We start from the raw sequence: 14,972 nt of genomic DNA, 5'->3' as shown, positions 1-14,972 counted from the left end.
ACGCGCCCTACGCCGTCCTTCGCCGCCCGTCGGCCTCGGCGCCCTTCCTTGCGCCGCCGGACGATGCGCGCACCGCGGAGGGATTCGTCTCGCCGGCGCCCCCATGGTGCGCGACGCCCTTGCGTGTCCTGTCCTTGCGCGCCGTGTCCTTGCGCGCCGTGTCCTTATGGGCGGCGTCCTTGGTATGCGTCCGGTCCGCGTCCGCCGCGTCGTCCAACGTCGCGTCGCCGGCGCGCGTGAGCGGCAGGACGAGCGTCAGCGTCAGGCCGCCGCCGTCGCTCTCGCCGGCGCAGATGAAGCCCTGGTGCGCGTTGATGACCGACTGCGCGATCGCCATGCCCAGACCGGTGCCGCCTTTGAGGCGCGCACGGGAGGGATCGGCGGTGTAGAAGCGCTCGAAGATCTTCGCGCGCGCCTCGGCCGGCACGCCGGGACCGTGGTCGGCGAAGCGCGCGACGGCGACCATCATGCCCCGGTTCGTCGTCGTGTATTCGGCGGCCGCGCGCAGCACGCGCGCCATCGACTCGTCGTCGGGCGGCAGCTGCGCCAGCTCGTCGACGTCCATCGCCGCGCCGATGACGCCGAGCGACATCTCGACCGGCGAATCGTGCGGCGTGTAGCGGTGGATGTTGCCGACGATGTTCGTGACGACCTGCTGCAGCCGCGCGCCGTCGGCGACGACCGTGACCTTCGGCAGCGGACCGTCGGTCATCGTCAGCGCCGGATGCGCCGGATCGGACATGTCGAGGCCCACGACGCCGGTGCGGATGCGGCGTTCCGGGTCGAGCGCATGCAGGTCGCTCGCCGAATCCGCGAGGACGGTGCCGAGGTCGACGCGCTGCGTGATCGAGATGCCGCGGCCCTCGTCAAGCCTGGCGAGAGAAAGCAGGTCCTCGACGAGCACCGTCATGCGCGCGCTCGACGCCTCGATGTGGTCGATCGAATCGTCGGCGCGGGCGAGCGCGTCCGCTGCGTCTCCGGCTCCGCGCTGCATCTTGTACAGTTCGGCGTAGCCGTGGATCGCGGCGAGCGGCGTGCGCAGCTCATGGCTCGCGTCCGAGACGAAGCGTTTCATCTTGTCGGTCGTCGCCTGCTGCTGGTGGAAGCTGCGCTCGATCTGCGCGAGCATGAGATTGAGCGAACGCGACAGCGAGCCGATCTCGGTGCCCTCCGGCGCCGACGGGATGCGCTGCGACAGATCGCCGTTGGCGATCTTCGCGGCCGTCTTCTCGATGCGCTTGAGCGGCTCGAGCGTGCGTTGCACGAGCAGCGCGCTGACGACGCCGCCGAGCATGACGACGGCGATGCTCACCATGACGCAGAACTTCGTCAGATTGTCGATCATGTCGATCTGGTTGCCCAGCGACAGTCCGATGTAGATGATGCCGCGGTCGTGCTGGATGCCGTTCGCGTCCTCGCTGATCCAGCGCAGCGCGACGACGCGCCACGGATACTCGGCCATCGTCATCGTCGAATGGTCGGGCGTGCGCGTCGCGTTCGACGTGTCGACGATCGCCGGCGTCGTGTACGGCTTCGCGAGTTCATGGCCGGCGAGGTCGCCGTTCGCCGGCAGCCGCGGGCGGGAGACGACGCCGTCCTTGTAGACCGGCTGCAGCAGCACCGTCGACGTGTGCGAGGCCGCGTCGTAGGCCTGCACGTAGTAGCTGATCATCGGGTTCGACGCGTTCGCCTTGTCGTTGAGCAGCACCGTGTTCTTGAACACGAGCTCCGCCTGCTGCAGCAGCTGGCTGTCGGTGCGCTGCATCATGTAGTTGCTGACGAGCTGCGTGATCGCCAGCGAGATGCACACGGTGCCCACCGACAGCAGCACGATGATCGAGGCGACGAGCTTCGCGCTCAGCAGGACATGGGCGAGCGGCCCGCCCTCGCCGCGCGAGGCCGCGCCCGTGCCGGTCCTGCCCATCGTCCGTGCCCCCTGTCGTTCCTTGCCGTTCGTCGTGAGGATCCACCCTCCGTCCCGGGCGCGCTCAGCTGCGCGGGACCCTGATCATGTATCCGATGCCGCGCTTCGTCTCGATGAGCGGCTGCACCTTGTGCTTCGTGCCGTCCTCGTCGGTCACCTCGAGGTCGTCGACCTTCTTGCGCAGATAGGAGATGTACGATTCGACGATCGCCGCGTCGCCGCCCCAGTCGTACTGCCAGACGTGGTCGAGGATCTGCGCCTTCGACAGCACACGTCCCTCGTTGTCCATCAGGTAGCGCAGCAGCTTGTATTCGGTGGGGCTCAGGTCGATCGGCCGGCCGGCGCGCGTCACGTCGTGCGAGTCCTCGTTGATCTCGAGGTCGCCGACGCGGATGACCGGGTCGTCCTCGACGTGCTCGCGGGTGCGGCGCAGGATCGCACGGATGCGCGCGACGACCTCCTCGAGGCTGAAGGGCTTGGTCACGTAGTCGTCGCCGCCGACGGTCAGCCCCATGACCTTGTCCTGCGTGTCGTCGCGCGCGGTCAGGAAGAGGACCGGCGCGTCGATGCCTTCCTGGCGGATGCGGCGCGTGACGGTGAAGCCGTCGATGTCCGGCAGCATGACGTCGAGGATGATCAGGTCCGGCTTCGTGCGTTCGATGACCTCGATCGCCTCGGACCCCGACGCCGCGGTCTCGACCTCGTAGCCGGCGAAATGCAGCGACGCGACGAGGAGCTCGCGGATGGACGGCTCGTCGTCGACGACGACGATCTTCGCTTCAGTACCTTTGCTCGCGTTCATACCGCTCATGATGGACTCGCCGTCTGAAGGTTTCCTGAATGTCCTCTGTGAGTTCCGTCGCGTGCCGGCGCATCCCCGCGACAACCGGCTCATCCCTTGTATTTCGCATGCGGATCGACGGCGGTCACGGCCTGCGTATCGGCGGCATCAGCGGCATCCGTGCTCTCAGCGGCATCAGCGGCATCAGCGGCGTCAGCGGCGACGGCGGACTCGTCGTCATCCGGGGTCGGCCCTTCGTCGCGGACGTCCTTCTCGGCGTCGGAGTCGACCTCGCGGCGACGGCGCACGACGATGACGACGCCGACGGCGACGGCCGCGAGCGCGACGACGCCGACGAGCGCGACGACGCCGATCGAGACGGCCGAACGGGACGTCGCCGTGTCTTTCTCCTTGGCGATGACGTCCATCATGTCGATCGCCGAACGCGCCCAATCGGGGCTTTCCCCGGCCTTGACGCCGGTGAGCGGCGCCGAGGCCGCCTCGGAGAGCGCGTCGACGCTCTTCTGGCTGCCCAGCCATTCGTCCGAGCCCGGTGAGACGACGACGGCGAGGTTGCCGTCGTTCGTGGCGACGGCGAGCAGCACGGTGTTCGGACCCGGATCGAGCGACCTGAGGGTCTGGCGCGCCCACTCGTCCGGCGAGTCGGTCGAGTTGAACGAATCGACGTAGATGAGGCGCACCTGCACGCCGGTCTGCTCGCGCGTGCGCGTGATCGCGTCGGAGACCTTCGCGATGTCGTTGCCGAGCAGGTTCTGCGTGTCGAGGATGTAGCCGCCGTTGGGGTCGACGTCGGCGGCCGCGCCGTCGGACGCCTGCGACGTCGACGTCGACGGCGACGGCGACGGCGACGGATCGTCGGCGAGGGCGGCCGGCGCGATGGCGCCCGCGGCGGCGAGGACGAGGGCGAGCGTGGACGCCGCGCATCGACGCGCGAGGCGACGCATCACGCCGTCGGTGGAATGTGGACGACCGTCCCGTCCGTACACAGAGGTCGTCTCGCCTTGGTTCTCGATTCGCGTTGTCATACATTCCACAGTACCGGTCGGCGGTCACATGCCCTCCGGGGTTCCGCCGAGGCGGAACGGCAGGTCATCGGCACAACGGAAGAAAGGAACAGGGACGATGCCCCAGTATCAGGTGGATTCGGAACGCATCCAGGCGTCGAGCGCGGCTGTGTGCTCGTCGGTCGCGCAGATCAGGCAGGCGGTGGGCGGCATGTACGCGAACCTCAACGCGCTGCAGGACTGCTGGCACGGCGCCGCGGCGACGCAGTTCACGGCGCTCGCCGCGCAGTGGCGCGCCGCGCAGCAGCAGATGGAGCGGTCGCTGGAATCGATCCAGCAGGCGCTCACGCAGGCGTCGACGGTGTACGCCGACGCAGAGCACGCGGCCGCACGGCTTTTCGCCGCAGGCTGACGCGGCGAAAAGCCGTGCCGGACGACAAAGGTCCCGGCTCCCCATCGGGGAGCCGGGACCTTCCCACGGTCATGCGGCCATGGTCATCGTCGCACGGTCACGGGCGTGGATCAGTAGCCCATGTCCTGACCGGCGCCGGCGGCCGGGGCCGGTTCCGGCTTGTTCGCGACGACCGCCTCGGTCGTCAGGAACAGGCCGGCGATCGACGCGGCGTTCTGCAGCGCGGAACGGGTGACCTTGACCGGGTCGGTGACGCCGGCGGCCATCAGGTCCTCGTAGGTGTCGGTCGCGGCGTTGAAGCCCTCGCCCTCGGGCAGCGACAGCACCTTGTCGAGCACGACGTCGCCGGAGAGGCCGGCGTTGTCGGCGATCTGCTTGAGCGGGGCCTCGATGCCGCTGAAGACGATCGCGGCGCCGGTGGCCTCGTCGCCTTCGAGCTTGACGTCCTTCTCGGCCTTCGCCGCGGCCTGCACGAGCGCGACGCCGCCGCCGGGCACCAGACCCTCCTCGATGGCGGCCTTCGCGTTGCGCACGGCGTCCTCGATGCGATGCTTGCGTTCCTTGGCCTCGACCTCGGTCGCGGCGCCCACCTTGATGACGGCGACGCCGCCGGCGAGCTTGGCGAGACGCTCCTGCAGCTTCTCGCGGTCGTAGTCGGAGTCGGTGTTCTCGATCTCGGCGCGGATCTGCGCGACACGGGCCTCGACGTCCTCCTTCGAGCCGCCGCCGGAGACGATCGTCGTCTCGTCCTTGGAGACGATGACCTTCTTGGCGGTGCCGAAGACGGACAGGTCGATCGAGTCGAGCTTGAGGCCGATCTCCTCGGAGACGACCTGGCCGCCGGTGAGGATGGCCATGTCCTGGAGCATCGCCTTGCGGCGGTCGCCGAAGCCCGGGGCCTTGACGGCGCAGGACTTGAAGGTGCCGCGGATGTTGTTGAGGATCAGCGTCGGCAGCGCCTCGCCGTCGACGTCCTCGGCCACGATGAGCAGCGGCTTGCCGGTCTTCATGACGAGCTCGGCGATGTGGACGACGTCCTGCTGCGACGAGACCTTGTTCGACGTGAGCAGGATGTACGGGTCGTCGAGGACCGCGGTCTGGTCCTCGGCGTTGGTGACGAAGTACGGGGAGATGTAGCCCTTGTCGAAGCGCATGCCCTCGGTGAACTCGAGGTCGAGGCCGAAGCGGTTGTTGTCCTCGACGGTCACGACGCCGTCCTGACCGACCTTGTCGAGCGCCTCGGCGATCTTCTCGCCGACCTCGGGATCGGCGGCGGAGATCGTCGCGGTCGCGGCGATCTGCTCCTTCGTCTCGACCGGCTTGGCCGAGGCGACGAGCTCCTTGACGATGGCGTCCGAGGCCTTCTCGATGCCGCGGCGCAGCGCGATCGGGTTCGAGCCCGCGACGACGTTCTTGAGGCCCTCGTGCACGAGCGACTGGGCGAGCACGGTCGCGGTGGTGGTGCCGTCGCCGGCGACGTCATCGGTCTTCTTCGCGACTTCCTTGACGAGCTCGGCGCCGATGCGCTCGAACGGGTCCTCGAGGTCGATCTCCTTGGCGATGGAGACGCCGTCGTTGGTGATGGTCGGCGCACCGTAGGTCTTGTCGAGCACGACGTTGCGGCCCTTCGGTCCCAGCGTCACCTTGACGGTGTCCGCGAGCTTGTCGAGACCGGCCAGCATGCCCTGGCGCGCTTCCTCATCATATTCAATGATCTTTGCCATGTGTTCCTCCGCTATGGGATAGATACGTCATTACGACATCACCCGGAACATCGAAGCGGCCGCCGACCGTCAGCTTTCGGCGATCACTCCCATCGCCCGAGTGCTACATCGCAGATTAGCACTCTCACCGCTCGAGTGCCAACCCGACATGCTGCACATTGCGCTGTGGGCAAGATATGGGCGGCCGGATGTTCGGCGCGCGATGCCGGCGCATATCGGGGCGGCGCGGATACGACAAGGCCGGACGACGTTCCCGCGGGCGGTTTCATGCGGGTCGTCGTCCGGCCGGGACGGGCTTGCGTCCGAATGCTACCGATTGATCACCGATACCTTCGTCGCGCGAAGCCCCTTCGGCGTGTCCTCCAGTTCGAATTCGACGGCGTCGCCTTCGCGCAGCGTGCGGAAGCCCTCCGACTGGATCGCCGAATAGTGAACGAAGACGTCGTCACCTCCCTCCGCCGTCGTGATGAAACCATAACCCTTGCCAGCACTGAAGAACTTGACGGTTCCCTGTGTCATTTCCCTAATTCTTTCTTTAGCCAAACCATAGAAGACCACGATCGTCATGTCCCGTGACCTAAAACGTCCCCAATCATCGGGAATCAGAACGCAATCGCTACCCCAGTGTAGCCACCCATATGGCCGGGACATGTCGCACGCCCCCATTGTGTGCGCCACGGACGGCGTTTCGCCGTCCGTGGCGCACACGAAAACGGGTCCGCGCCCCCGAAGGCGCGCGGACCCGTGACATCCCTCCGCAAACCGCGGCTCACTGCATGAGCACGACGACGATCGGCGCCCCGATGCCGGGCGCCTGTTCGACGGCGGCGATGCCGAGCGTGTCGGCGACCGCCTGCGCCGTGGCCAGATCGGCGTCGTTCTGGTACCACACGACGGTCTGCCCGGGCAGCGCCATGTCGCCGGGGTTCATCGGCGTCGCGTTCGGATAACCGTCGGCGACGAGCTTCTGCGCCTCGGTGGATGCGTAGCCGTCCTGCGCGGTGCCGTTGACGACGCTGATCGCCGCCGCCTTGTTGACCTGCTGCGACTCCTCGGGGGTCGGCGCCTGGGACGACTCGCTCGGAGAGGCCGATTCGGACGGCGAGGCGGACTCGCTCGGAGAGGCCGACCCGCTCGACGATGCCGGGGATTCGCCCGAGGAGGCCGAGGATGCACCGTCCCCGGCGGCCGTCGTCGTCTGCGCGACCTGCGCGCTCGAGCTCGACGACGACGAGACGCGCCCGCGCAGCAGGCTCGCCGCCTCGCCGGAGAAGATGCCCCAGAACAGCACGCCGGCGGCGACCGCGGCGATGACGACGATGACGAAGGGCGTGAGCCGGACGCCCCACGAGCGTGCGCCCCGGTGCACGCCGACCGGCCCCTGGGGCGGGTCGTCGTAGGCGTCCTTCGGGTAGGAGTCGTAACCTTCGCTGTCCTTGCGAGCCATAATGGTCCTTCCGTGTCGTACGGGCGTGTGCGCGGCCGGCGCGGCCGTCAAGGCACGCGCACGACGTTCCCGCAATTCACTATAACGAAGGCACTGGGCACGCCGCAACGCCGCCGGACCCACGCCGCGGGTACGCTTGGAGCCATGAGCAGACCATGCAAGCCGTTGAACGAATCGATCGACCCGCAGTGGGCGCTCGCCCTCGCGCCCGTCGAGGAGCAGATCCACCACATGGGGGACTTCCTGCGCGAACAGGCCGCCGAGGGCAGGCAGATCCTGCCGGCCGCACACGACATCCTGCGCGCGTTCCGCGTGCCGCCGATGCGCGACGTCAAGGTGCTCATCGTCGGGCAGGACCCGTATCCGACGCCGGGATACCCGGTGGGCCTGAGCTTCTCGGTGGCGCCCGACGTGCGCCCGCTGCCCAAGAGCCTGATCAACATATATAAGGAGCTGCAGGACGACCTGCATGTGCCGCCGCCGCGCAACGGCGACCTGAGCCCCTGGACGCGGCGGGGCGTCATGCTGCTCAACAGGAGCCTGACGGTCGAGGCGCACCGTCCGAACAGCCATCAGGACAAGGGATGGCGCCCGGTCACCGACGCCGCCGTCAAGGCGCTCAACGCGCGCGTCGACGAACAGGGGCGCCCGCTGCCGCTCGTCGCCATCCTGTGGGGACGCAACGCGCAGACGCTTGCGCCGCTGCTGTCGAACGCCTTCATCATCGCCTCGGCGCATCCGAGCCCGTTGTCCGCCTCGCGGGGGTTCTTCGGTTCGCGCCCGTTCTCGCGCGCGAACGCCGCGCTCGAGGCGATGGGCGCCTCCCCGATCGACTGGTCGCTCTAGACGCCCGCGGCGCCTGCGCGGGGGCGGCGCCGCCCCCGGTGAACACGGCCCACGCTCAAGCATGGCAAGTACAATGTGCTCTCGAACCCATCCGAACTACAGAAGAGTGCATGCCATGGCCTTGTTCCACCAGCAACCACAGACGCCGCCGGCCGCCCCGCCCAGACCCGCGGCGCCGTCCTCCCAGGACGCGGCGCGCGCCCAGCAGCTCGTCGCACGGATCCGCAACCGTTTCGCGGGGACGCTCGTCGGACAGGACAACCTGCGCGAATCGCTGATCACGACGCTCGTCGCCGGCGGCCACATCCTCATCGAATCAGTGCCGGGCCTCGCGAAGACGACGGCCGCCCAGACGCTCGCCACGTCGGTCTCCGGAACCTTCAAGCGCGTCCAATGCACGCCCGACCTGATGCCCTCCGACCTCGTGGGCACACAGGTCTTCGACTTCTCGACGCAGCGCTTCTCGACGCAGATCGGCCCGATTCACGCGAACTTCGTGCTCCTCGACGAGATCAACCGTTCGAACGCGAAGACGCAGTCGGCGATGCTCGAGGCGATGGCCGAGGGCGCCACGACGATCGGCGGCCAGCGCATCCCGCTGCCCAAGCCGTTCATGGTCATCGCCACGCAGAACCCGATCGAGGAGGAGGGCACCTTCAACCTGCCCGAGGCGCAGATGGACCGATTCATGATGAAGGCCGTCATGACCTATCCGAAGCCCGACCAGGAGGTCGCGATGCTCGCGATGCTCACGCGCCGCGGCTCCGACACGCTCGACCCGACGGCCGTGACGCCGGACGTCGTCTCGATCCCCGACGTCGAGTTCCTGCGCGCCGCCGCCAGGAAGGTCCACGTTTCGGACCCGATCATGAAATACGCGGTCGACATCGCCGACACGTCCCGCGGCGGCGGCCCCAAGCCCGTTCAGGGGTTGTCGTCGCTCGTGCGACTCGGCGCCTCGCCGCGCGCCTCGATCGCGCTCGTGCGCATCGGCCAGGCCTCGGCGCTGATGGCCGGCCGCGACTACGTGATCCCGGAGGACCTCAAGCGCTTCGCCCACGAGGTGCTGCGCCACCGCATCCTGCTGACATTCGAGGCCCTCGCCGACGGCGTCGACGCCGATCAGGTCGTCGACCAGATCGTCAAGGCGGTCCCGGTTCCATGATCGACGCCCGCCGACACGAAGACCCGGTGCGCCGGCGCATCGAGGCCCTGGGCACGTCGATGTCGCTGCCGACCGTCGCGCGCGCTCTCGGCGTGCTCGAGGGCGAGCACCGTTCCCCGCGGCGCGGCGGCACCGACGACCTGCTCGACGTACGCGCCTACGAGATCGGCGACGAGGCGCGCCGGATCGACTGGAAGATCAGCGCGCGCTCAGGCCGCACGATGGTCGTGCAGCGCGAGCGCCGTTCGAGCAGCCGCGTCCATCTGCTGATGGACGCCGGCCGCGAAATGACGGCCACATGCCCGTCGGGCGAACATGCGTACGCCGTCGCCGCGAACGCGCTGTGCATGTTCGCGGCGCTGACGCTGCGCCGCAGCGACGACGTCTCCCTCGTCCTGGGCGACATGTCGCGCATCACCCGCGTGCCGTTCCACGGCGGCTTCGCGCAGTTCGAACGCCAGATCGACGAGGCGACCGACCGTTCCTGGTCCCGGCCGCGCAACCTCGGCGCACTGCTCGACTACGCGGTCCGGCTGCGCGACCGCCACGCGCTCGTCGTGCTGGCGACCTGCGGCGACGCCGTCGGCGACGACGAGCTGCGCCGCGTGCGCCGTATCGCGCAGACCCATCCCTTCGTCCTCATCGACGTCGCCACCGTCAACCCCTTCGCCGCCGATCCGGTCGCGGGCCGGCGCGGCGTGCGCGTCGTCGACGGCGTGAGCGGCCGGCGCATCCCCGCGTTCCTGACGCGCCGCACACTCGCCGACGAGGTCGCCACGCACCGCGCGTACCGCGTCTCGGCGCTGCGCCAGGAGCTGTCACGCGCCGGCGCACGCCTCATCCACGCCGATTCGAGCGAGGCGATGTTCCACGATTTCGTCCGTCTGATCTCGCTGAGCCGTCTGGGCGCGCCCGGCGCGCGCTCCCATCTGCGCGCCGGCGCGGCGCGGCCGCGCAAGGGGGTGCCCGCATGAGACCGTCCGTCATGATGATGCCGGCCGGCCTCGCCGCATCCGATGAGCTCAGGCCGGTTCCGGCGCCGCAGCTCGCAACGCCGCTGTGGATCTGCTGCGCCGTCGCACTCGCCGTCGCCGCCGTGTGCGTCGCGCTCGCGTTCATGCCGCGGCGCGGGGACGGGGTGGGACGCCCCGCCGGCGCGCACGCCGACGGCTCCGACCGACGCGTCTGGTTCGCGCGCATCGACGCCGTCGTGCATGACTACGACGCGCAGCGGATCACGGCCGACGAGGCCTATGCGCGCCTCGCCGCGATCGCGCGCGCCTTCGCGTCGGAGCGCTCGGGCCGTCCGCTCGCCGCGCGCACGCTGCACGACCTCGAGCGCGAACCGCGCGGCGGCGACGCCGGCAACTGGGATGCGCTGCGCATGACGATCGCCGCGCTCTACCCGCCCGAATTCGCCGACGCCGACCATCCGCGCGTCCGTGAGGCGTCGGTGGCGACGGCCGCCGGATGGGTGGCCGATCTCGTGGAAAGGTGGCGCTGACGATGCTGCACTGGCAATGGCCCTGGGCGATCCCGATCGCCGTCGCCGCGGCATGCGCGATCGGCGCGCTCGCCTTCTGGCTCAACGCGCGCGGGGGCGCCGACCCGGCGGATGCCGAGGCGTGGGACGTCGACGACGGCCTCGAGACCGAGCAGGGCGCCCGCCTGCTGCGCCTGTGGCGCAGGCTCAACCGCGCGGCCGCCGCGCTCATCGCGCTCGCGCTCATGCTCGCCTGCGTGTTCGCGGCGCGTCCGGCCCAGGTGGACGCTCAGTCCGAACGCAGCGCGACGCGCGACATCGTGCTGTGCCTCGACGTCTCCGGTTCGGCGCTCCCCTACGACCGTCAGGTGATCGACACCTACCGCTCGCTCGTCACGCGCTTCCGCGGCGAACGCATCGGCATGAGCATCTTCAATTCGACGTCGCGCACCGTGTTCCCGCTCACCGACGACTACGCGATGGTCAGCAGGCAGCTCGACGAGGCGAGCGAGCTGCTCGCCGGCGTCGAATCGCAGGACGACATCGACGGCATGAGCGATCGGCAGTACCAGCAGGTCTCCGACTGGCTCGCCGGCACGCAGAACCGCAGGAACGCGACGAGCCTGATCGGCGACGGCCTCGTCAGCTGCGCGGCGATGCTGCCCGGCTTCTCCTACGGACGCTCGTCCTCGGACATGAGCCGCGACGCCTCGATCGTATTGGCGACCGACAACGTCGTCTCCGGCACCCCCACTTACACGCTCGACGAGGCGCTCGCGATGACGTCGAAGGCGGATATCGCCGTCGACGGCCTGTTCTCCGGGCCGCCCCAGAGCGAAGGCGACGAGGCGACGACGCGGATGCGCACGCTCATCGAGGAGCACGGCGGCGTCTTCCTGACGCGTTCGAACGGCGATTCGGTCGACGAGCTCGTGCGCTCGATCGACGCGCGGCGTACGAAGGACGTCGAGGATGAGGGCCGCGCCGCGTGGACGGACGCACCAGGCTGGTGGACGCTCGTGCTCGCCGCGCTCGTCGGCGCATGGCTGCTTGTGGCATGGAGGTTGAGACGATGAACGGATTCACCTTCGCTCCCGCGCTCGGATGGCTCGCCGCGTCGGCGCTCGCGACCGCGCTCGCCGCGCTCGCCGTCGGCGTCGTCGCGCTGCATGCGCGCCGGCGTGGCGACGAGACGCTCGGCATGTGCGTCAGACGCGTCGTGATCTGCGTGCTGCTCGCCGTGCTCGCGTTCACGCCGAGCGTCGCCGCGACGACGACGAGCCGCGCCGTGAACGCGACCGACGTCGTGATCGCGGCCGATGTGACCGGTTCGATGGGCGTGGGCGACGCGACCTACGGAGACCGGCGCGATATCAGCCGCCTCGATGCGGCGAAGGCCGCGATCGACGACATCACGACGACCTACGCGAACTCGAGCTTCGCGGCGGTCAGCTTCGGCTCGGCGGGCACGCTCGACGTGCCGCTGACCCCGGACGCGGCGGCGATCGACCATTGGGCGGCGTCGCTGCGCCCCGAGGCGACGGCCGCCTCGTCGGGATCGTCGGCGGACGCGGCGATCGACCAGCTGCTGCTCACGCTCAAGTCGATCCGCGACGCGCATCCCGACGACCGCATCGTGCTGTATCTGATCACCGACGGCGAGCAGACGATCCCGACGTCGCGACGCACGTTCTCGTCGCTGCGCCGCTATCTCGACGACGCCTGCGTCATCGGCGTGGGCACCGAGTCCGGCGGCAGGGTGCCGAAGCCGGAGGCCGACGGAGCCGACGGCGGTTGGGTCGTCGACCCGTCGACCGGACAGCCGGGCGTCTCGATCATGGACAGGCGCCAGATCGAGTCGATCGCCGACGAGCTGAGCGGCACTGCGCTGTTCACCGAGGACGGCGGCACCGTCGCCTCGTCGGCGATCGCGAGGGAATCCCAACGCTGGCGCTCGACGACGACGTACAAGGAACGCGTGCGCGTGACGCCGGTCGTATGGCCGGTCGTGTTCGCGCTGCTCGCCGTCATGGCATGGGAGGCCGGCGCGTGGTTCGGCCGATCGAGGAGGCTGTTGCAATGACCGACGCATCATCCAAGGCGCCGCGCGCGACGCGGACACGGCGTCTGCCGCTCGCCGCCCGCATCGTCCTGCTCGTCGTCGCGACCGTGGCCGCGGCCACGGCGGTCTGGTCGCTGTGGAACATCCACGCGGCCGACGAGAACGCCGACGCCACGGCGACGCTGACGCGCACGATCGACGAGGCGTCCAAACCCGACGCCGACCTCAAGCGGCTGTTGACGCAGCAGCGGCGGACCGACGCGCGCTATGACGCGCTGCTGGCCGCGAAGGCGACGCTGCTGCCGCGGCTCGCCTCGTCCGTCGACGCGAACGTCGAGGTCTCCAGGACGCTGACGGGACGGCTCGAGGAACGCATCGCGCAGGAGGAGCGCGACAGCCAGCCGCAGGACGCCGACGGCACATCGACGCAGGACGCCGAACGCGACGCCGACCCGGCGCTCGACGAGCAGGAACGGCGCAAGCTCGAGGAGCTGCTCAAGAACAACGAGCCGACCGAGGGCGACCGATCCGACCCTGCGCAGGACGGCAAGCGCACGCAGCAGGGCGGCACGGGCGGCGATCGGGACGCCAAACCCTGGTGAGCCGCCCCTGCACCGACGCATCCGCATCCATGCCGCGGGCCCGTCGCATCCACATGCCGTGGACGCGACGGGCCCCTTCCACATGCGGTGTGGATGCATACGGCTGGTATCCACACGTCGTGTCGTCCACATTCCGGGGCCGAGCCGGCCTTCCGGTCACCGCGGCCGCCATGGCTGGACACGGCCGCCCCGCCCGGCGTCCAATGGAGTCATGGACACGACACAAGACACGATGCGGACGGCCGGTCCCCTCCACGGGCGCCGGCCGATACGAACGCTGGGCGCAGCCCCTACGCTCATGCCGCCGATGACCCCGGAACTCCTGCTGCGCGACGCCGACGCCACGGCGACGATCGAGAGGGCCATGGCCGACTGCCACCTGATCATGCAGCGGATGGCGCGCGAATGCGCGGCGACGATCGACGAGGCAGTCGCCTCGCTCGGCGCCTGCACGATCGACGGATGGCACGGCGAGGCCTGCGAGCTCTACCGCGAGCGCATCCGCGCGGCCTCGACGCAGGCGCGCATCGTGCGCGCGCAGGCCGAGCTCGCGCCGGCGATGCTGCTGGGGACGGGAGGCGCGCGATGACCAGACGGGTGACCTCCTCGGTGCACGGCGGCTCCTACGGCGTCGCCGACGACGGCGACTATCTCGAGGCCTGGGCTCGGCTCGAGGCGACGCACCGGGCGCTCGCGGCCTGCGCGTCCGCCTGGACGCGCACGGCCTTCGCGCTGTCGACGCAGCAGATGGACATGCTCGCGCGGCTGCCCGCCATCGAGACGGCCGGCGGCGCGGCGGCCGCTTCGGCGTCGGCGACGCACCGCATCACCCGCGCCGTCGACGCCTGCAACGACGTCGGCGCGATGCTGCGCCGCGTCGGCGATGAATGCGGACGGCTCGCCGATCTCGTCGCGCGCGCCCACGGTTTGTACAGCGCGGCCGAATCGGCCAACCGCGGATCGACGTCGAAGGCCGTGCAGCTGCTGACGACGCTCAATCCGCTGACGATGACGGTCGTCGGCGCCGGGGTCGGCCTGTGCGGCGCGGCGTACGGCTACGCCGCCGAGGGTTTCTTCGGCGTCGCCCATGCGTCGCGCGCCACATCGTGGATGCAGGAAGGGCTGATGGCCGGCGTCGGCGCGCATCTGTCCGGCATGGCGGCGCTTCCCGGACTGGTGGGCGCCGGCGCGCTCCGTGGCGACGGCCGCCATGTCGCCGCGGCGGCCGGACGGATCTCGGCCGTGAGCGGGCCGCTCAACGACCGCGCACAGGGCGACCGCCTCGTCGTGACGCGGACGTCGCCGGTTCCTTCCGAGCGGCCTGTGGGCTACGTCGACGGCACCGCCGCGGCGCTGCACGACCTGCGCAGGCTCGCCGCCGCGAACGGCGACGGCGGCCGCACGGGGCTGTCGTATGCGACGATAGCGATCTCGCGCTATGTGCGTGCGGACGGCACGAACGCGTGGCTCGTCACAATCCCCGGCACCGACGGTCAGCCGG

15 protein-coding genes and 1 pseudogene are annotated in these 14,972 nt (G+C 69.8%); 10 read left to right on the top strand and 6 right to left on the bottom strand.

Annotation, left to right across the window (positions count from 1 at the left end; translation table 11 throughout):
* Positions 1-7 precede the first annotated feature (7 nt).
* The 3 genes from B1400_RS03990 to B1400_RS03980 all read right to left on the bottom strand — a co-directional run bounded on the left by B1400_RS03990 (position 8) and on the right by B1400_RS03980 (position 3,751).
* A complete protein-coding gene (locus tag B1400_RS03990) occupies positions 8-1,924 on the bottom strand; it encodes a sensor histidine kinase (RefSeq protein WP_095613164.1) in 1,917 nt (638 codons plus the stop codon).
* Positions 1,925-1,988: 64 nt separating this feature from the next.
* Positions 1,989-2,726, bottom strand: coding sequence for a response regulator transcription factor (locus B1400_RS03985; RefSeq protein ID WP_095613163.1), 738 nt, complete (start codon positions 2,724-2,726; stop codon positions 1,989-1,991).
* Positions 2,727-2,815: 89 nt separating this feature from the next.
* Positions 2,816-3,751: a TPM domain-containing protein gene (locus B1400_RS03980; protein ID WP_095613162.1), complete on the bottom strand. Its 936-nt coding sequence runs from the start codon at positions 3,749-3,751 to the stop codon at positions 2,816-2,818.
* A 97-nt stretch (positions 3,752-3,848) separates the two neighbouring features.
* Here B1400_RS03980 and B1400_RS03975 point away from each other — a divergent pair, with 97 nt between their 5' ends.
* The gene (locus tag B1400_RS03975) at positions 3,849-4,142 is read left to right on the top strand and encodes a WXG100 family type VII secretion target (RefSeq protein ID WP_095613161.1); all 294 of its coding nucleotides are present in this window, start codon (positions 3,849-3,851) and stop codon (positions 4,140-4,142) included.
* A gap of 110 nt (positions 4,143-4,252) precedes the next feature.
* Here the strand turns inward: B1400_RS03975 and groL are convergent, their stop codons facing one another.
* From groL to B1400_RS03960, 3 genes are all read right to left on the bottom strand, one after another.
* Positions 4,253-5,866: a chaperonin GroEL gene (gene groL / locus B1400_RS03970; protein WP_095613160.1), complete on the bottom strand. Its 1,614-nt coding sequence runs from the start codon at positions 5,864-5,866 to the stop codon at positions 4,253-4,255.
* 309 nt (positions 5,867-6,175) lie between these two features.
* A complete protein-coding gene (locus B1400_RS03965) occupies positions 6,176-6,385 on the bottom strand; it encodes a cold-shock protein (protein ID WP_095613159.1) in 210 nt (69 codons plus the stop codon).
* A 250-nt stretch (positions 6,386-6,635) separates the two neighbouring features.
* On the bottom strand, positions 6,636-7,313 hold the full coding sequence (locus B1400_RS03960) for a LytR C-terminal domain-containing protein (RefSeq protein WP_095613158.1): 678 nt from the start codon (positions 7,311-7,313) through the stop codon (positions 6,636-6,638).
* A gap of 144 nt (positions 7,314-7,457) precedes the next feature.
* Between B1400_RS03960 and B1400_RS03955 the strand changes: the two genes are divergently transcribed.
* From B1400_RS03955 to B1400_RS09635, 9 genes and pseudogenes are all read left to right on the top strand, one after another.
* Positions 7,458-8,159 carry a uracil-DNA glycosylase gene (locus tag B1400_RS03955; RefSeq protein WP_095613157.1) on the top strand — a complete coding sequence of 234 codons (702 nt, stop codon included), beginning with the start codon at positions 7,458-7,460 and terminating at the stop codon, positions 8,157-8,159.
* Positions 8,160-8,274: 115 nt separating this feature from the next.
* Positions 8,275-9,324 carry an AAA family ATPase gene (locus tag B1400_RS03950; protein WP_095613156.1) on the top strand — a complete coding sequence of 350 codons (1,050 nt, stop codon included), beginning with the start codon at positions 8,275-8,277 and terminating at the stop codon, positions 9,322-9,324.
* Positions 9,321-10,298 carry a DUF58 domain-containing protein gene (locus B1400_RS03945; RefSeq protein WP_095613155.1) on the top strand — a complete coding sequence of 326 codons (978 nt, stop codon included), beginning with the start codon at positions 9,321-9,323 and terminating at the stop codon, positions 10,296-10,298. Before B1400_RS03950 ends, B1400_RS03945 begins: the two co-directional genes overlap by 4 nt.
* On the top strand, positions 10,295-10,828 hold the full coding sequence (locus B1400_RS03940; RefSeq protein WP_133064612.1) for a hypothetical protein: 534 nt from the start codon (positions 10,295-10,297) through the stop codon (positions 10,826-10,828). The genes B1400_RS03945 and B1400_RS03940 overlap by 4 nt, the downstream gene beginning before the upstream one ends.
* A gap of 2 nt (positions 10,829-10,830) precedes the next feature.
* The gene (locus B1400_RS03935; RefSeq protein ID WP_095613246.1) at positions 10,831-11,883 is read left to right on the top strand and encodes a vWA domain-containing protein; all 1,053 of its coding nucleotides are present in this window, start codon (positions 10,831-10,833) and stop codon (positions 11,881-11,883) included.
* Entirely contained in the window at positions 11,880-12,890 is a 1,011-nt protein-coding gene (locus B1400_RS03930) for a vWA domain-containing protein (protein ID WP_095613153.1), read from the top strand. Before B1400_RS03935 ends, B1400_RS03930 begins: the two co-directional genes overlap by 4 nt.
* A complete protein-coding gene (locus B1400_RS03925) occupies positions 12,887-13,471 on the top strand; it encodes a DUF6466 family protein (RefSeq protein ID WP_095613152.1) in 585 nt (194 codons plus the stop codon). Before B1400_RS03930 ends, B1400_RS03925 begins: the two co-directional genes overlap by 4 nt.
* A 307-nt stretch (positions 13,472-13,778) precedes the next feature.
* Positions 13,779-14,060 carry a hypothetical protein gene (locus tag B1400_RS03920; RefSeq protein ID WP_133064611.1) on the top strand — a complete coding sequence of 94 codons (282 nt, stop codon included), beginning with the start codon at positions 13,779-13,781 and terminating at the stop codon, positions 14,058-14,060.
* A pseudogene (locus B1400_RS09635) lies at positions 14,057-14,972 on the top strand (hypothetical protein); the annotation flags it as partial. The gene B1400_RS03920 and the pseudogene B1400_RS09635, both read left to right, overlap by 4 nt.

This window comes from Bifidobacterium italicum, from assembly GCF_002286915.1.
Lineage (GTDB): Bacteria > Actinomycetota > Actinomycetes > Actinomycetales > Bifidobacteriaceae > Bifidobacterium > Bifidobacterium italicum.
This window is presented reverse-complemented; position numbering and strand designations above follow the sequence as displayed.

Bases quoted from the DNA above. Each gene is read 5' to 3' on its own strand.
- groL (WP_095613160.1), bottom strand. From the start codon at position 5,866: ATGGCAAAGATCATTGAATATGATGAGGAAGCGCGCCAGGGCATGCTG.
- B1400_RS03950 (WP_095613156.1), top strand. From the start codon at position 8,275: ATGGCCTTGTTCCACCAGCAACCACAGACGCCGCCGGCCGCCCCGCCC.
- B1400_RS03930 (WP_095613153.1), top strand. From the start codon at position 11,880: ATGAACGGATTCACCTTCGCTCCCGCGCTCGGATGGCTCGCCGCGTCG.
- B1400_RS03980 (WP_095613162.1), bottom strand. From the start codon at position 3,751: ATGACAACGCGAATCGAGAACCAAGGCGAGACGACCTCTGTGTACGGA.
- B1400_RS03925 (WP_095613152.1), top strand. From the start codon at position 12,887: ATGACCGACGCATCATCCAAGGCGCCGCGCGCGACGCGGACACGGCGT.
- B1400_RS03935 (WP_095613246.1), top strand. From the start codon at position 10,831: ATGCTGCACTGGCAATGGCCCTGGGCGATCCCGATCGCCGTCGCCGCG.
- B1400_RS03945 (WP_095613155.1), top strand. From the start codon at position 9,321: ATGATCGACGCCCGCCGACACGAAGACCCGGTGCGCCGGCGCATCGAG.
- B1400_RS03920 (WP_133064611.1), top strand. From the start codon at position 13,779: ATGACCCCGGAACTCCTGCTGCGCGACGCCGACGCCACGGCGACGATC.
- B1400_RS03990 (WP_095613164.1), bottom strand. From the start codon at position 1,924: ATGGGCAGGACCGGCACGGGCGCGGCCTCGCGCGGCGAGGGCGGGCCG.
- B1400_RS03985 (WP_095613163.1), bottom strand. From the start codon at position 2,726: ATGAACGCGAGCAAAGGTACTGAAGCGAAGATCGTCGTCGTCGACGAC.
- B1400_RS03975 (WP_095613161.1), top strand. From the start codon at position 3,849: ATGCCCCAGTATCAGGTGGATTCGGAACGCATCCAGGCGTCGAGCGCG.
- B1400_RS03940 (WP_133064612.1), top strand. From the start codon at position 10,295: ATGAGACCGTCCGTCATGATGATGCCGGCCGGCCTCGCCGCATCCGAT.
- B1400_RS03955 (WP_095613157.1), top strand. From the start codon at position 7,458: ATGAGCAGACCATGCAAGCCGTTGAACGAATCGATCGACCCGCAGTGG.
- B1400_RS03965 (WP_095613159.1), bottom strand. From the start codon at position 6,385: ATGACACAGGGAACCGTCAAGTTCTTCAGTGCTGGCAAGGGTTATGGT.
- B1400_RS03960 (WP_095613158.1), bottom strand. From the start codon at position 7,313: ATGGCTCGCAAGGACAGCGAAGGTTACGACTCCTACCCGAAGGACGCC.